8 protein-coding genes are annotated in these 16,583 nt (G+C 65.1%); 2 read left to right on the forward strand and 6 right to left on the reverse strand.

The window, feature by feature from the left end; genetic code table 11:
- Positions 1–4: 4 nt before the first annotated feature.
- Positions 5–262 (forward strand): hypothetical protein, encoded by a 258-nt coding sequence (locus RFN30_RS07545; RefSeq protein ID WP_320261472.1) that lies wholly within the window; start codon positions 5–7, stop codon positions 260–262.
- 17 nt (positions 263–279) lie between these two features.
- On the opposite strand, the gene RFN30_RS07550 is transcribed toward RFN30_RS07545, so the two are convergent.
- A complete protein-coding gene (locus RFN30_RS07550) occupies positions 280–966 on the reverse strand; it encodes a D-lyxose/D-mannose family sugar isomerase (protein ID WP_320261473.1) in 687 nt (228 codons plus the stop codon).
- Between the two features lie 151 nt (positions 967–1,117).
- Here RFN30_RS07550 and RFN30_RS07555 point away from each other — a divergent pair, with 151 nt between their 5' ends.
- Entirely contained in the window at positions 1,118–2,176 is a 1,059-nt protein-coding gene (locus RFN30_RS07555) for a D-TA family PLP-dependent enzyme (protein ID WP_320261475.1), read from the forward strand.
- A 109-nt stretch (positions 2,177–2,285) separates the two neighbouring features.
- On the opposite strand, the gene RFN30_RS07560 is transcribed toward RFN30_RS07555, so the two are convergent.
- The 5 genes from RFN30_RS07560 to hutU all read right to left on the reverse strand — a co-directional run bounded on the left by RFN30_RS07560 (position 2,286) and on the right by hutU (position 16,572).
- Positions 2,286–3,089 (reverse strand): heme ABC transporter permease, encoded by an 804-nt coding sequence (locus tag RFN30_RS07560; protein ID WP_320261476.1) that lies wholly within the window; start codon positions 3,087–3,089, stop codon positions 2,286–2,288.
- A 222-nt stretch (positions 3,090–3,311) separates the two neighbouring features.
- Positions 3,312–5,081, reverse strand: coding sequence for a glucan ABC transporter ATP-binding protein/ permease (locus RFN30_RS07565; protein ID WP_320261477.1), 1,770 nt, complete (start codon positions 5,079–5,081; stop codon positions 3,312–3,314).
- A gap of 374 nt (positions 5,082–5,455) precedes the next feature.
- Positions 5,456–14,038, reverse strand: coding sequence for a glycoside hydrolase family 94 protein (locus RFN30_RS07570; protein ID WP_320261478.1), 8,583 nt, complete (start codon positions 14,036–14,038; stop codon positions 5,456–5,458).
- 271 nt (positions 14,039–14,309) lie between these two features.
- The gene (locus tag RFN30_RS07575) at positions 14,310–14,897 is read right to left on the reverse strand and encodes a HutD/Ves family protein (RefSeq protein WP_320261479.1); all 588 of its coding nucleotides are present in this window, start codon (positions 14,895–14,897) and stop codon (positions 14,310–14,312) included.
- 4 nt (positions 14,898–14,901) lie between these two features.
- Positions 14,902–16,572 (reverse strand): urocanate hydratase, encoded by a 1,671-nt coding sequence (hutU, locus tag RFN30_RS07580; protein ID WP_320261480.1) that lies wholly within the window; start codon positions 16,570–16,572, stop codon positions 14,902–14,904.
- Positions 16,573–16,583: the final 11 nt, after the last annotated feature.

The raw sequence follows: 16,583 nt of genomic DNA on the forward strand, positions 1-16,583 counted from the left end.
GTCATTGTCCGAACTCGAACTTCAGGAAACGCGGGCGGCAGCAGCCCAGCCCGGTCCGTGGAAGTTTTGGGTCGAAGGTCGGGATTTCGACGGAGGATCGAACTTCATCCAGACCGGCAGCGGGGCAGAGCGCGGCGAGGACATTGAAATGTCCGGTGCGACCGTTGCGGACCAGGATTTTATGGCCGCCGCACGCCAGGACATCCCTCGCCTGCTCGCGGAGGTGCGCCGCCTGCGCGCACTTCTTAATCAGACCAAGTAGAGCCTCGGAGCCCTCACCTACCCCACCCACTTCTCATAATCCGACACCAGCAGATGCACCGGCGCCACATCCTCCTCGATATTTGAGAAGCGGCCGATCGGCTCGCGGAAGACGTTGTCGGTGAGGTCATCATTGACGGTCGAGACCTCGCCGATCAGCACGTCCTTGCCTTCGGCCCAGAAGGCGTGCCAGACGCCGGGCAGCAGCGTGACGCTCTGGCCGGGGTCGAGCTTCAGGAGCCCGCCTGCCGGCAATCTGTGGATAGTGCCGTCGACCGGCACGGACACTTCGGCCTTCGGGTCGATGCCGCCGTCGCGGTCGTGCATGAACAGTTCCAGCACCAGCTTGCCGCCGCCGCGGTTGATGATGTCCTCGGCCTTGATGTTGTGGCGGTGCATCGGCGACAGCTGATCCTTGCGCGAGATCATGATCTTCTCTGCATAGAGCATGCCCATGCCGAACTTCATGTCCTCGTAACGGCCGTTGCGGACGGTGAACAGGAACAGGCCCAACTCGTCGAACTTCTCCTGGCCGTAATCGGTGATATCCCAGCCGAGACGCGAGCTGAAAATGGCCGAGGAGTCCGCCTTGTGCGCCTTCATCTCTTCCGGCGACCAGTAGGCGAAGGGCGGCATGATGTAGCCGAACGAGCGGATGAAGGCGTCGGCGTCGCGGATGATGTCGTTGATGGTCGAGCGTTTCATGGGTCTTTCCTTCCGGCCGCTGCCTGCTGAAAATCTGCCAATCGCAATAGCCCAATGGCAATCCGCTGTCGACGCAAACTGACGGTTCTGGCCCCGTGACATCCGCCCGGATCGGGACCATAAACCAACGGTTTTTTGAAATGGTGATTTCATGCCAAGCATAGACGAACTCGACACGCCGGCAATCCTGCTCGATACCGCCCGCGCCGAAGCTAATATCAAGAAGGCGCAAGCCCATGCCGACAGCCACGGGCTGAAGCTGCGGCCGCACATCAAGACGCACAAGCTGCCTTACTGGGCGAAGAAGCAGGTTGCGGCCGGCGCCGTCGGAATCACCTGCCAGAAGATCGGCGAGGCCGAGGTGATGGCCGATGCCGGACTGGCCGACATTTTCCTCCCCTACAACATCCTTGGCCGCGCCAAGCTGGAGCGGCTGAAGGCGCTGCATGGCCGCGTCACGCTCTCGGTCACGGCGGACAGTCATGAAACGCTAGACGGGCTTGCCGCGACCTTCACCGATGCCGGCCATCCGCTGCCGGTACTGGTCGAATGCGACACCGGCATGGGCCGCTGCGGCGTGCAGAGCCCAGCCGAAGCGCTCGCGCTTGCAAAAGTGATCGACCAGGCAAAGGGTCTCCGCTTCGACGGGCTAATGACTTATCCGGCCGCCGGCCGCGCCGCCGAGGCCGAGGCGTGGCTGAGAAGCGCCCGCGATGCGCTTGCCGCGGCCGGGCTCGAATGCCAGCGCATTTCCAGCGGCGGCACGCCGGACATGTGGCGCTCGGGCGAGGACAGCGTCGTCACCGAATATCGCCCCGGCACCTACATCTATCTCGACCGTTACCAGGTCGCCAAAGGCGTCGGCACGCTCGACGATTGCGCGCTGACGGTGCTCGCCACCGTGGTCAGCCACCCGACGCCGACCCGCGCCATCCTCGATAGCGGCAGCAAGGCGCTGTCTTCCGATACGCTCGGATTGCCCGACTTCGGCGAGCTGCTGGGCGTGCCCGGCGCCCGGGTCACCGGCTTGAGCGAAGAGCATGGCAACGTCACGCTTTCCGATGGCGCCAAGCTTCGCATTGGCGAGCGCGTGCGGGTGATTCCCGACCATTGCTGCGTGGTGACGAACCTGTTCGACCAGGTGCATCTGATCGACGGCGACAAGGTGCTGGAAACGCTGCCGGTGGCGGCGCGTGGACGGATGGGGTGACGCAGCGCTTCTCCTTCTCCCCTTGTGGGAGAAGGTGGATCGGCGCGTAGCGCCGGCCGGATGAGGGGTGTTGGACGGAGCGAGAGGCTGGCGTTCCCTGGAACACCCCTCATCCGGCCGCTTCGCGGCCACCTTCTCCCACAAGGGGAGAAGGGGGAGCCTTCTCGGCCTGCCTTGCCGCAACCCGCCGCATGGCCGTTACGCGCCTGCGGAAAATCTCCGTGCGTATCGCCATCAGGTGCAGCGCGAAGAACAGCACGGTGAAGCCGAGCGCCATGACGGCGAGCGGCCACAGCATCGAGGGGTCGATGGTCGGGCCGCCGAGCCGGAACACAGAGGCAGGCTGGTGCAGCGTGTTCCACCAGTCGACCGAGAATTTGATGATCGGGATGTTGATGAAGCCGACCAGCGTGATGATGGCGGCTGCCCAGGCGGCGCGGCCGGCGTCATCCAGCGCGCGGGTCAGCGCGATAATGCCGAGATACATCAGGAAAAGCACGAAAACCGAGGTCAGCCGCGCGTCCCACACCCACCAGGTGCCCCACATCGGCTTGCCCCAGATGGAGCCGGTGATCAATGCCAGCGCCGTGAAGGTGGCGCCGATCGGCGCGGCCGATTTCAGCGCCACGTCCGCCAGCGGATGGCGCCAGACCAATGTGCCCAGCGCCGAGACCGCCATGATCGTGTAGCACATCATGGCGAGCCAGGCGAAAGGCACGTGGATGTACATGATGCGCACCGTGATGCCCTGCTGGAAATCCTCCGGCGCGGTGAAGCTCATATAGAGGCCCGTGCCGAGCAGGATCGCCGCGATTGCCGCCAGCCACGGAATGACCTTGTCGGCCAACCCGACAAAGCGTGTCGGGTTGGCGAGATCGGTCCAGCCTGAGAGGCGTGAGGTGGTGTCGCTCATGCCGACCTAAATAGACCGGCAATGGGTCGGGAGCAATCGGACGGTTGTCGCAGGGGAGAGCCCTTGCCTTCTCCCCTTGTGGGAGAAGGTGGATCGGCGCGCAGCGCCGAGACGGATGAGGGGTGTTCCAGCGGAGTGAGACGTTGGCGTTCCCTGGAGCACCCCTCATCCGTCGCCTTCGGCGACACCTTCTCCCACAAGGGGAGAAGGAAAGACCTGAACTTACGCCGCTTCGTTGACCGGACGGCTGAGGCGACGGACTTCCTCGTCGTTGAGCAGGCCGCCGGCGCGCAGCAGGGCTGCGAAGCGGCCGTTGCGCAGCGACAGCTCGGTGAAGCCGCCATATTCGACCACCTTGCCCTTGTCCATGAAGACGACCAGGTCGGCGTCGCGCACTGTGGTCAGGCGGTGGGCGATGATGAAGGTGGTGCGGTCGCGGCGCAGCTCGTCGATCGCTTCCTTGACACGGTCCTCGGTCTCGACGTCGAGCGCGCTGGTCGCCTCGTCGAGCACCAGGATCGGGGCGTCCTTCAGCACGGCGCGGGCGATAGCGATGCGCTGGCGCTCGCCTCCCGAGAGCTGGCCGCCGCGCTCGCCGACGACGGTATCGTAGCCGCTGCTCTTGGCCAGGATGAAGTCCTGCGCGGCAGCTGCATTGGCGGCGGCGTGCACCTCGTCATTGCTCGCCTCGGCGCGGCCGACGCGGATGTTGTCCTCGATCGAGCGGTTGAGCAGGCCGGCGTCCTGGAAGACGGTGGCGATCGAGTGGCGCAGCGACTTGCGGGTCACCATGCGGGTGTCGATGCCGTCGATCAGGATGCGGCCGCTGGCCGGCGTGAAGACGCGCTGCAGCAGGTTGATGAGCGTCGTCTTGCCGGCGCCGGTCGGGCCGACGATGGCGACCGTCTTGCCGGCCGGCACCTCGAACGACACGTCGTCGATGCCGTGGCCGGAGTTGGCGAACTCGAAGCTGACATTCTCGAAGCGCACATGGCCGGTGACGTTGGTGAGCTCGCGCAGGCCATCCGGCTCGGCGGCGTCGGCGGCCGAGTCCTCGAGGCGGTAGAAGTCCTCGAGCTTGGCGCGCGCCTCGGAGATCTGGTTGGCGAAAGCCGACATCTGGTCGAGGCGGGCGATCAGCAGCGTGGCGAAGCCGGTGAAGGCGATCACGTCGCCGACGCGCAGCTGACCGTTGGTGACGAGATAGGCGCCAATCAGGAGCACGATCATCATCGAGATGGTCGAGGACAGCCGATGCAGCGCGTTGGCGATCGCCCACCAGTCGAGCACAGGGTTCTGCGCGTCGAGCAGGTTCTTGACGTAGCGCTTCAGCGTCGCGGTCTCGTGGCCGATGCGGTTGTAACTCTGCAACACGGCGACGTTGCTGACGGAGTCGGTCACATGGGCGAACACGGTGTGATAGTGGCGCTCGACAGCCGCCTGCCCTGCCTTGGTGCGGCGCATGACGAGCCGGCCGATACCGAGATAGAGCGCGCCGAGTCCGAGCAGCACCATCGACATGCGGATGTCCATGGAAAGCGCAGTGGGGATCAGCAGCGCCAGCGCGACGGCCGTCGACAAATGCTGGCGCATGAACTCGAGCCAAAGGCTGAACAGCGTCTCGACGGCGCGCAGCAGCGTGTGCAGCGAATTGGAGGTGCCGCGCTGGTTGTGCCAGGCGAGCGGCATGGTGATGACGCGCTCGAAGGATTGGCACAGCACTTCAGAGCGGCGGGCATGGGCGAAACGGTCGGCGCCGCGCGCCACCAGCACGAAGGCGGTGATGTTGAAGGCGCCGAGCGCTGCCCAGACAGCCAGCGTGCCGAAAACCGAACCGTGGCTCGAGATGGCATCGATCACCCGGCCGAACAGGATCGGTTCGACGATGGCGATCATCGCGAGTGCGATATTGGCGCCGCAGATGACCGCGACGCGCTTCTTGTCAGCCGCCAGATAACCCAGTGCTCGCCAGTAAATCTGCAGAAGTGACACTTCAGCTACTCCGCCAAACTCTTTAGTCGTGCTCAATTCCGGATTTGTGCACTGCACCATTTTTTGACACGTACCGGTTAACGCGTCGCAAAACAATGCCCGTCTATCGCTTCCGTTCCCATTTAGCGAACAAAAGATGACGACGGTGCGAAATCTGACGTGATCACCTAACGGTTTGAGATAAAAGGTGAAATGTCAGGCTTGCGGCAAAATAATGGCAGTTGCCTCGCGCTGCCACATTTTTAATCACAAGGCGCTTGCTTAGCCGGAGCTAAAGGAGCCTGGGGCGGCTGTCCGGGATCCTTGCCAAGTAAAACGCCAAGCTAGGCCGCGCATCCCGGGGGATGCGCGGCCTATAAGCCAAGCCTTTGATTTTACGCAGGTATCTTTACGACGACCTCGGTCTTCTCGCCGGCTTTCGGCTCGAAAGACCCCGATCTTGTCTTCGAACCATTGACTTCGAGGGAGATCGACTTGGTCTTTTTGTCGCGGATAACGCGAACCTTGATCTCGCCGTCGAACATTTTGAGCGTGGCGGCGTAGCCGTCCCAGTGTCCAGGCAGCTTCGGCCTAAACGTGATCTGCTTGCCGCGCCGCTCGATGCCCAGAATTCCCTCGACGGCAGCTCGATACAGCCAGCCGGCGGAACCGGTGTACCAGGTCCAGCCGCCTCGGCCGCCTTTTCCTTCGCCGGCGTAGATATCGGCCGCCACCACATAGGGCTCGACGCGATAGTGCTCGGCCGCCTTCTCGTCCGAAGCGTGGTTGACGGGGTTCAGCATAGAGAAGCAGCGATAGGCCTCGTCGACACGCCCCATCTCGGCCAGCGCGATGACGAACCAGGTGGCGGCATGGGTGTACTGGCCGCCGTTCTCGCGCACGCCCGGCGGGTAGCTCTTGATGTAGCCGGGATCGTTGTGGCTGTTCGAGAAGGGCGGCGTGAACAGCTTGACGATCTTGAGCTCGTCGTCGACGAGCATCTTCGTCGCCTGTTCCATCGCCGTGGTCGAGCGCGCCGGATCGCCCTCGCCCGAAAGCACGCTCCAGGACTGGGCGATCGAGTCGATCTTGCACTCATCCGAGTTGCGGGAGCCGAGCGGCGTGCCGTCGTCGAAGCTGCCGCGCCGGTACCACTGGCCGTCCCAGGCCGTGCTCTCCAGCGCCCGCTTCAGCAGGTCCGCGTGCTTGGTCCAGGCCTGCGCCCGCTTGCCGTCGCTTTGTCCCTTGGCGATGGGGGCGAAGTCGCCCAGCGTCTTCAACAGGAACCAGCCCAGCCACACGCTCTCGCCCTTGCCGCCCTCGCCGACACGGTTCATGCCGTCGTTCCAATCGCCGCCGAGGATCAGCGGCAGGCCGGCCGGGCTGCTGCGCTTGATGGCGAGGTCCAACGCCCGCGCGCAGTGGTCGTAGAGCGAAGCCGTGGTCTTGGTGATCTCGGGCGTGAAGAAGGCATCGTGCTCGCCTTCGCCGAGTTCCTGCCCGTCGATGAAGGGTATCTGCTCCTTGAGGATCGCGGTATCGCCCGTCACCTCGATGTAGCGGGCCGTCGCATGCGCCAGCCAGACAACATCGTCCGAGATCATGGTGCGCACGCCGGCATCGGTGCGCGGCAGCCACCAGTGCTGCACATCGCCTTCCGGGAACTGCCGGCGGGCGGCGTTGAGGATCTGGTCGCGCGCCAGCTTCGGATCGTGCGCCAGCAAGGCCAGCGTGTCCTGCAATTGGTCGCGGAAGCCGAAGGCGCCGCTCGCCTGGTAGAAAGCCGAGCGCGCGCGGATGCGGCAGGCCAGGCTCTGGTAAGGCAGCCAGTGGTTGACCATGGCGTTGAGCGCGCTGTCCGGCGTCTCGACCTGGATGGTGTCGAGGAAGCCGCGCCAGACGCTCTCGTTGTCGGCCAGACGCTGGTCGAAATCCTTGCCGCGATGGGTCTGCACCAGCGCGCTCGCCTCAGTGGCCGTGGCAGCGTCGCCGAGCAGCCAAAGCAGCGTCACGTCGCCACCGGCCGGAATGTCGATGTCGCTGGCGATGACGGCGCAAGGGTCGTCGCCGGCCTCGACGCGGCCGGACAGGGCAACCCCGCCAAGCACGGCCTGCGGATATTCGGTCGTGCCGTGCCTGCCGATGAACTCCGAGCGGTCGGCGGTTACCGAATGGACAGGCGCCGTCGCGGCGAGGAAAGCCACCCGCTCGCCGAAATCGAGCCCATAGGGGTTCTGCGCCAGCATGGCGCCGGTCGCGGCATCGCGCGACGGCACGATGGTCGCCGCCGTGCGTGAGCGGTGGCCGCCGAGCACCCACTCGGCATAGGCATAGACGCGCAGCCTTGCCGGCGCCGAGCCGGTGTTCTGGATGCGCAGCCGGGTGATCTTCACCGGATCCACCGGGTCGACCACCTGCGTCAGGTCCATCGACAGCGGCCCGCGCTTCGAACGGAAAGTCGAGAACCCCTGGCCGTGCCAGGTCTCGTAGGTCATCGAGGGATCGCGCACCACCGCGGCCATCGGCGAGAACGCCTTGCCGCTCAACTGATCGTAGATGTAGAAGCCCTCACCCGGCCGGTTCGACACCGGATCGTTCGACCACGGCGTCAGCTGGTAGTCGCGGCTGTTGCGGCTCCAGGTGAAGCCGGCGCCTTCGGCCGAAACGTGGAAGCCGAAGGAAGCGTTGGAGATGACGTTGATCCAGGGCTGCGGTGTCACACGACGCCCGGTCAGCCGCGTCACGTAGTGCCGGCCGTCGCCGTCGAAGCCGCCAAAACCGTTCCAGAGGCTGAGGCCGGTGCCGTCGGCGGCTATATCGGCTCCTCCCTGGCTGGCCAGCGTCGGCTCAGGCAATGGCGGTGACGGCTGGCGGGTCGGGACGCCTTCCGCCTGCTGCAACGCGTCACGGGCCTGCAATGCCGCCGTCTCGGCCCGCTCGAGCTGGTCGAATATGGTGCCGTTGCGGGTGTGGAGCGCGACGCGCGCGACCGACAGCAAGGTCTTGTAGGTCGGCTCGTCCATCAGGTCGCGGCGCACGGCGAAGATGTGCTGGCGGGGCCCAAGCTCGCGGCCGCGCAGACGGCTGTTCTCGCACAGCGTTTCCACCGCGCGCTGCAGGTCCTGCACGTAGGAGGACGCCTGCTCGTTGACGACGACGAAGTCGATCATCATGCCGCGGGCGCGCATATATTCCTGGAAGCGCAGCGCCTGGGCGACGATCTCAAGATCGGCGACATCGCCGATACGCACCAGGAAGATCGGGAAATCGCCGGAGATGCTGGTCGGCCAGAGGCTCGACTGGCGGCCGAGGCCCGAGGCGATCGAATCTGCGGGCAGGCGCAGGAACGGATCGGGATAGATCAGGTAGCGCGCCAGTTTCTGCACATTGGCGGCATCGGTCAGGCTCAGGCCGAGATGGCGCGTCTGCACCTGGCTGCGCGTCCAGGCGAGCATCGCCTGGCGGGCGAAGCTTTCCTGATGGTCGAGGCGGCCGATCGCCTCGTCGAGATCGCCGCGGTTGGCGCCGACAACGGTCCAGAAGGTGAGCGAGATCTTTTTGTTCGCCGGCACGCGCACCTGGCGGCGCAGCGCAGCCACCGGGTCGAGCGTGAAGCCCTGGCTGCCGCCAAGCCTGGCACCGGGATCGAACGCCACGGCATCCGCTATGGTGCGGCCGCGGCCGATGAAGGCGCGCCGGTCGGTCTCGGCCTCCGCGTCGCGCGACGGGCCCGATGGATCGGTGACGAAATGCACCATGGTGAGGTCGGGCTCATTCTTGTCGCGCTTGCGCCGGGTGGCGAAGATGGCGCCGTTGTTCGCTGCGATCTCGGTCTCGACGAACATCTTCGAGAACGCCGGATGGGCATTGTCCGAAGCCTCGTTGCCCAGCACCAGCTCGGCGAACGATGTCACCTCGATATGCCGGTCTGTGGGACCGTCGTTATAGAGCGTGATGCGGCGGCCCTCGCCATTGCCTTCGGAAATGACGATGCATTCGACTTCCGAACGCAGCGAGCCAACCGATTTCGTGAAGCTCGCCTTGTCGTCGGCAAACAGCGCCTGCACGCGCTCGTTCTCGGCGCGCTTCGGCTCGGCGGTCGCCGACCACCAGTCGCCGGTCGCGGCATCGCGCAGGAAGATGTAGGAGCCCATGCGGTCTTCGCTCGGGTCCGGCTGCCAGCGCGTCACGGCAAGCTCGCCGAAACGGCTGTAGCCGGAGCCGGCGGCGGTGACCATGACCGAGTAACGGCCATTCGACATGACATTGGTCGCGCGCAGCGCCTTGATCGGGTCGAGGATGATGCGGCTGTCCGGGCTCTCGGTCTCGGTCTCGTCCTTGGAGCGCTCGTCGGCCTCGGTCCTGACGGTGGCGGTCGGAATGTCGCGCGGCGCCTTCTCCTGCAGCAAGAGTTCCGCCGACTCGATCACCGGATCGCTGTGGAAGCGCTCGCGCAGCCGGCCCTCGAAGATGGCGTCCGCCACGGCGGCGATCGACATGCCGGAATGGTGTGCCATGTAGTTCTGGACGACGGCGTGGTCGGTGCCTTCCGGCACGCGCTGCGGCGTGAAATCGACCGCGTCGTAGAAACCGTGCCGGCCCATGGCGCCGATCGAGCGCAGCCGCATCAGGTTCTGCACCGCCTCGCGCGGATTGAACTGCGCAGACAGGATGGTGGCGTAAGGAGCGATCACGGTGTTCTGGCCGAGGCCGCGCTTCAGGCCGAGGCCGGGCACGCCGAAATTGGTGTATTGGTAGGTGAGCTCGCGGTCGCGGGCATTGTAGGCCGCTTCCGAAATGCCCCAGGGCACGTTTTTCGAGCGCGCATACTGGATCTGGCGCTTGATGATGAGCTTGCTGGTCTGGTTGAGGATCGAGCCGTGCGGCTCCTTCATCACCAGCGGTGGCATCAGGTACTCGAACATCGAGCCCGACCAGGACATCAGCGCGCCCTTGAAACCGATCTCGACGATCGGCCGGCCGAGCCGGAACCAGTGCTCCGTAGGCAGGTCGCCCTTGGCGATGGCGAACAGGCTGGTCAGCCGCGCCTCGGAAGCGAGCAGGTCGTAGCAGCTCTCGTCGAGCTGGTGCTCCTCGACGCGGTAGCCGATCGACAGGAGCTTGCGCTCCTGCCGCATCAGGAAGGAGAAATCCATCTCGAAGGCATAGCGGCGGCAGCGGCCGCGCAGGGCGAGCAGCTTGGTGCGCAGCGCCGTGACGGCGCTTTCGTCATTGTGCGAATCGTGCACATGCGCCTCGCAGGTCGCCTCGAGCCTTGCGGCCCAGTCGGCGATGACGTCGCTCTTCGGCGACGCCGCCTCGACGTTGATGGCGGTGGCGAGCTTGCGGATCTCGCCGGCCAGCACCGCGAGGTTGATGGTACGGATCGAGGCCATCTCGGGCTGCGCCTTGATGGTCATCACTGCGCGGCGCATGCCGTCGAGGCGGTCGGCGAGCCGCTGGCGCAGCGGCCTCAGTTGCCGGCGGTCGTCAGGCAGTTCCTCCAGGCTCTCGTCGAGGATGGTGACGGTGTCGAGGATGCCTTCGAAATCGCCCTGCAGGTGAACGGAAGGCGCTTCGGCCCATTCGGCGCAGGCCGCGGCCACGGCGACCAGATGGCCGGCAAGGTTGCCGCTGTCCACCGCCGAGATATAGAGCGGATAGAGCGGCTTCAGCGTCGTCGTATCGTACCAGTTGTAGAGATGCCCGCGATCGCGCGGCATGTTCTCGATGGTCGTCATCGTTGCGTCTATGCGGGTGATGGCATCCGACAGGCTGATCCAGCCGAAATCGCGCGCCGACACCACCGAGAGCAGATAGACGCCGATATTGGTCGGCGAGGTGCGCGGCGCCACCACGGGCGCCGGGCTTTCCTGGAAATTGTCCGGCGGCAGATGGTGATGCTCGGCCGTCACGAAGGTCTCGAAATAGTGCCAGGTACGCCGTGCCACGGTGCGCAGCGCATGGATGTCGGACGCCGAAATGCGCAGCCTGTCCTCGGTCTCCGCCGAGCGGCTGATCCAGCAGGCAACGGCGGGCGAGCCGATCCAGAAAATCGCGAAGAAGAAGGCGACGAACGCGCCGGTGGAATCGGCCAGCACCGGAACGGCAAGGCCGACGACGCCGATGATCACGGCGCCATACATCATGCTGTAATAGGAGCCGAGGTCGCTGCCGCCCGCCTTGTGCGCCTGCGAGGCGGTGCGCCACTCCAGAAGGTTCTGGCGGCTGACGAAGAGCCGATAAATCGTGCGGATGATGGCGTCGCCCATCATCCAGGCGAGATGCGCCATCAGCAGCACCTTCAGTGCCACCAGCGCGGTGCCGAATACCGTGTCGCGGGCAAGCGCGGAGAAATGGCCGCGCGGCGTCTGGTCGCCGCTCTTCGGCAGGATGCCGTTGACGATGTCGAAGGTCGGCGCCATGAACAGGCTGAGGATCAGCAGCGCCTGCCACTGCGCGGCCTGGGTGAAGGGCAGCAAGGTCCAGCCCGCGATACAGGCCATCACCCAGAAGATCGGGGTCAGCGAGCGGCGAAGGTTATCGACCATCTTCCAGCGCGACAGCGCCGGAACACCCGAGCGCGGATCGAACATGAAGCCGAGCAATTGCCAGTCGCCGCGTGCCCAGCGGTGGTGGCGCGAGGCATCGACCGAGTAGCGGGTCGGATAATCCTCGACCAGCTCGACGTCGGTGACCAAAGCGGCGCGCGCCAGGGCGCCTTCGAGCAGATCGTGGCTGAGAATGGTGTTTTCCTCGATGCGGTTCTTCAGCGCAGCCTCGAAGGCATCGACATGATAGAGGCCCTTGCCGGTGAAGGAGCCGTCGCCGAAGACGTCCTGATAGACGTCGGACACGGCGAAGACGTACGGATCCAGGCCGCGATTGGCCGAGAAGACGCGCTGGAAAAACGAAGCATCGTCGCCGCTGGTGAGCGATGCGGTGATGCGCGGCTGCAGGATTGTGTAGCCGGCGGTGACGACGCGCTTCGCCGGATCGAAATGCGGGCGGTTCAGCGGATGCGCGAGCTTGCCCACAAGTGTCGAGACGGCGTCGCGCGTGGTGCGCGTGTCGGCGTCGAGCGTCATCACATAGGTGACCTTATCCGGCAGCGGCACGTCGAGTGGCAGGAAGGTGGTATCGCTGTCGCCGCGCAGCAGGAGGTTGAGCTCGTGCAGCTTGCCACGCTTGCGCTCCCAGCCCATCCAGCAGCCCTGCGCCTGGTTGTAGAGCCGGCGGCGATGCAGAAGGTAGAAGCGCGGTGCGCCTTCGGACGGGTAGCGGGCGTTCAGCCTGGCGATCTCGTCGCGGGCATATTGCAGGATCTCGATGTCGGCGGCGTCGATCTCGGTCTTGGAATCCGGCCAGTCGGACAGAAGCGCGAAATGGATCTCTTCCGCGGTGTTGGCTAGATGATGGACCTCTATGTTGCGGATGTTTTCCTCGACGTCGTCGCGCGAGCCGATCAGCGAAGGCACCACGACCAGCGTGCGCGCTTCGGCGGGTATGCCGTCGTGCTTGTAGTCGTAGCCGACGAGGCGTGTCGGCTTGAGGAAGAGCGCCACGACGGTGTTGAAGAAGGCCAATGCGCCCTCGCTCGCCGGCACCGCGAACAGGGCCAGCATCAGCGTGATCGACTCCGCCGAGAGACCGAGATTGGCAAGGGCGTTGCCGGACAACACAAGCAGGAGCGCCGTCAGCAGGAAGACGGGCACGACGATCCCCAGCCAGCCGGTAGCGGTGAAGGCGCGCTTGAAAGTCACATTGATCGGCGGCCGATAGCCGATTGCCTGTTCCAGATCAGGCCGGCGCGGCCCGACCAGGAAGAAGCCGACATCGGTATGCACGGTGGGGTCGGCGGTTTCCGGCACGCCGGACGCGTCGGTGACGCCGGGCACGTGGCCGGCGAGCTCGATCGCCTTTTCGGCGACGCGGAATTCGGAAAGGTCGGAGCGGCGCGCGAGTTGCTCGATCGCGGTGCGATACTGGTCGCGCGAGAAGAAATCGAGCGCGGCGAAATCGGTCTTCTCGCGCAGCAGCGTGTCGATGCGGCTGACGCCCTCGAACCAGACCGTCCAGTCGACGTCGTTGATGAGGCGCAGGCCGCGGATGATGTTGCCGGTGGTGACATTGCCGCTGGACAGCGTCTGATGCTCGGAGATGATGATCTCCTCGGCGTCGGAACCGGTCTTCTCGAGCTCGCCCTCCAGCCATTCCAGCGCCCGGCCGGCATTCTGCGAGCCGTCGCGCAGGCGATAGAGGAGTTGGGTGGCGAAAGTCGTGTCCTGCGCGTGCGCGGCGTAGGTCGACAGGATCCTGGTCCGGTCGGCGTGGTCGTCGGTCGCCAGAACGCGGTCGGCGACCTCGTTGGCGATGTGGCGCATCTGACGCGTGCGCTCAACACGCACGGCGATGCGGCGAAGGTTTTCGATCAGCACGAAACGCAGCAGCGACGGCAGCGCCCAGAGCTCGCCGATCTTCAGCGGCTCGACCGACTGGAAGCCCTCGACGATCGCCCTGAACATGGTCGCGGAGACCGCGCTGTCGGAATGCTCGACATAGCTCCAGGCGACGATGAAGGCGCGCGGCAACACGGTCCCGTCGGCAAGCTTGAGGGTCGGCAGCTGGCGATAGAAACGGCGCGGCAGGTCGCGCTTGACCTGGAAGATGGTCTCTTCGACCAGGTAATTGTTGTCGAGCAGCCACTGCGCCGCCGGCGTGATCGTCTCGCCCTTGGCCTGAGCGGCATTGGTCGAACGGTAGACTTCGAGAATCCTCTTGGCGCTGTCGCGGATACGGGCCTGGAATTCGAACGGCGAGAGCCCGAACAAGTCCCTGACTTCGCCCTTGGCGAGTGCTGCGCCCAGCGCGCGCAGCCGGTCATCGGGCAGGAAATTGGAGCGTATCGGCGCTTCCGTGACGGTCGGGAAGCCGGCGCTTGTCTGTTCGATCTTAGTGGGGTTCGTCTGTATGTTCATTGATTATTCCGTAAGGCGGGGCGCGATGCGGCGTCACCGCCACGGCAATGGCCCTAAAACCGGTTCAAATGCAATTGGTTGCATGGCAGGTTTGGCCGAAAGTTTGTTTGCGCTCCATGACAGGGGCGTCCCCTTTCGACAACTCAAGGGCGAACGCCCCTCGCTTCCCGCCCCCGGTTTCGATCAGGGAAAGGATTCAGGCTTTTTCGTGATGCATGCAAGTGGCCGGACGATATTTCGCCCGCGGCGCGATCATGTTTGGCAACAGCCGTTAATCGTTGGCGGCGGTGGCGTGCAGACGGATCACAAAAAGCAGCCCCTGCCCTTCAGGCTGCAGCCGCAGTTTCGGGCCGTTCCGGTCGACGACGAGCGTGTCGAGCGGGCCGAGGCTCGAAGCGCCGTCGGCAAAGACTTTCAAGCCGCCGCCGACGGGGAGAATGAGCGTTGTGCCGGCACCCTGCTCAATCCGCATTTCGCCCGAGAGCGGCAGGCGCTCGACGGTGTGGGTCATGCGGCTCCGGCGGGTCATGACGTTGAGATCGGTGATCGGGCCGCCGACCAGGGTGGCGCCGGTCGGCACGTCGCCCGGAAAGGAAAGCGGCGCTGAGGCCGCCGTCAGCCGTGACGCGGGCTGGCCGGCGATGTCGAGCACGATGCCCTCGCCTTCCAGCACAGACAGCGTGCGGTCTATGCCAGCAAAGCTCGAAAAAGGCCCGCTCGTCGCGACGCGGGCCATCGAGACGCGCCAGTCGAAATCGTCGAGGCCGGCGCCGTTAGGCGAGACGGCGATCTCGGTCGTCGTGCCGCCGCCGTTCTTCCACGGCATGACGCGGTAGTCGGCGGCACGGAGGATTTGCATCGCCTCAGCCCAGAATGCCCGGCAGGTTGAGCTGGTGCTCTTTGGCGCATTCAATGGCGATGTCGTAGCCGGCATCGGCGTGGCGCATGACGCCCGTCGCCGGATCGTTCCACAGCACGCGCTCCAGCCGCTTGGCGGCTTCCGGCGTGCCGTCGGCAACGATCACCATGCCGGCATGCTGCGAGAAGCCCATGCCGACGCCGCCGCCGTGATGCAGCGACACCCAGGTGGCGCCCGACGCGGTGTTGAGCAGCGCGTTGAGCAGCGGCCAGTCGGAAACGGCGTCCGAGCCATCCTTCATCGCTTCGGTCTCGCGGTTCGGCGAAGCGACCGAGCCGGAATCGAGGTGGTCTCGGCCGATGACGACCGGCGCCTTGAGTTCGCCCCTGGCGACCATCTCGTTGAAGGCGAGGCCGAGGCGATGGCGATCGCCCAAGCCGACCCAGCAGATACGCGCCGGCAACCCCTGGAAGGAGATGCGCTCGCGCGCCATGTCGAGCCAGTTGTGTAGGTGTGTGTTGCCGGGAGTCAGCTCGCGAACCTTGGCGTCGGTCTTGTAGATATCCTCCGGATCGCCGGAGAGGGCTGCCCAGCGGAACGGACCGATGCCGCGGCAAAACAGCGGCCGGATATAGGCCGGCACGAAGCCAGGGAAGGCGAAGGCGTTCTCGAACCCTTCATCCTTGGCGACCTGGCGGATGTTGTTGCCGTAATCGAGCGTCGGCACGCCGGCATTCCAGAACGCCACCATCGCTTCGACATGCTCGCGCATCGACGCGCGGGCGGCCTTCTCGACCGCCTTCGGATCGCTGACCCGCTTCTCGCGCCATTGCGCCATCGTCCAGCCCTTGGGCAGGTAGCCGTTGATGGGATCGTGCGCCGAAGTCTGGTCGGTGAGGATATCGGGGCGGATGCCGCGCCTGAACATCTCCGGCACGATTTCGGCGGCGTTTCCGAGCAGGCCGACCGATTTCGCCTCGCCGGCCTTGGTCCAGCGCTCGATCATTTCCATGGCTTCGTCCAGCGTCTCGGCCTTCTCATCGAGATAGCGGGTGCGCAGACGGAAATCGATCGAGTCAGGGTTGCATTCGATGGCGAGGCAGCAGGCGCCGGCCATGACGGCGGCCAGAGGCTGGGCGCCGCCCATGCCACCAAGGCCACCGGTCAGGATCCACTTGCCCTTGAGGTTGCCGCCATAGTGCTGGCGTCCGGCCTCCACGAAAGTCTCATAGGTGCCCTGAACGATGCCTTGCGTGCCGATATAGATCCAGGAGCCGGCCGTCATCTGGCCGTACATCATCAAGCCCTTCTTATCCAGCTCGTTGAACTTCTCCCAGTTTGCCCAGTGCGGCACGATGTTGGAGTTGGCGATCAAAACGCGCGGCGCGTTGGAGTGAGTCTTGAAGACGCCGACCGGCTTGCCCGACTGCACCAGAAGCGTCTCGTCTTCGCCAAGCGTCTTCAACGAAGCGACGATGCGGTCGAAATCGTTCCAGGTGCGCGCGGCCCGGCCGATGCCGCCATAGACGACGAGCTCATTCGGGTTCTCGGCGACTTCCGGATCGAGGTTGTTCATCAGCATGCGCAGCGGCGCCTCGGTCGTCCAGTACCGGGCGTTCAGCTTGTCGCCGCGTGGCGCACGCACTTCACGTATGTTGTGACGAGGATCGGTCATCTTTGTCCCTT

The organism is Mesorhizobium dulcispinae (assembly GCF_033977345.1).
In the GTDB taxonomy this organism is placed as follows: domain Bacteria; phylum Pseudomonadota; class Alphaproteobacteria; order Rhizobiales; family Rhizobiaceae; genus Mesorhizobium; species Mesorhizobium dulcispinae.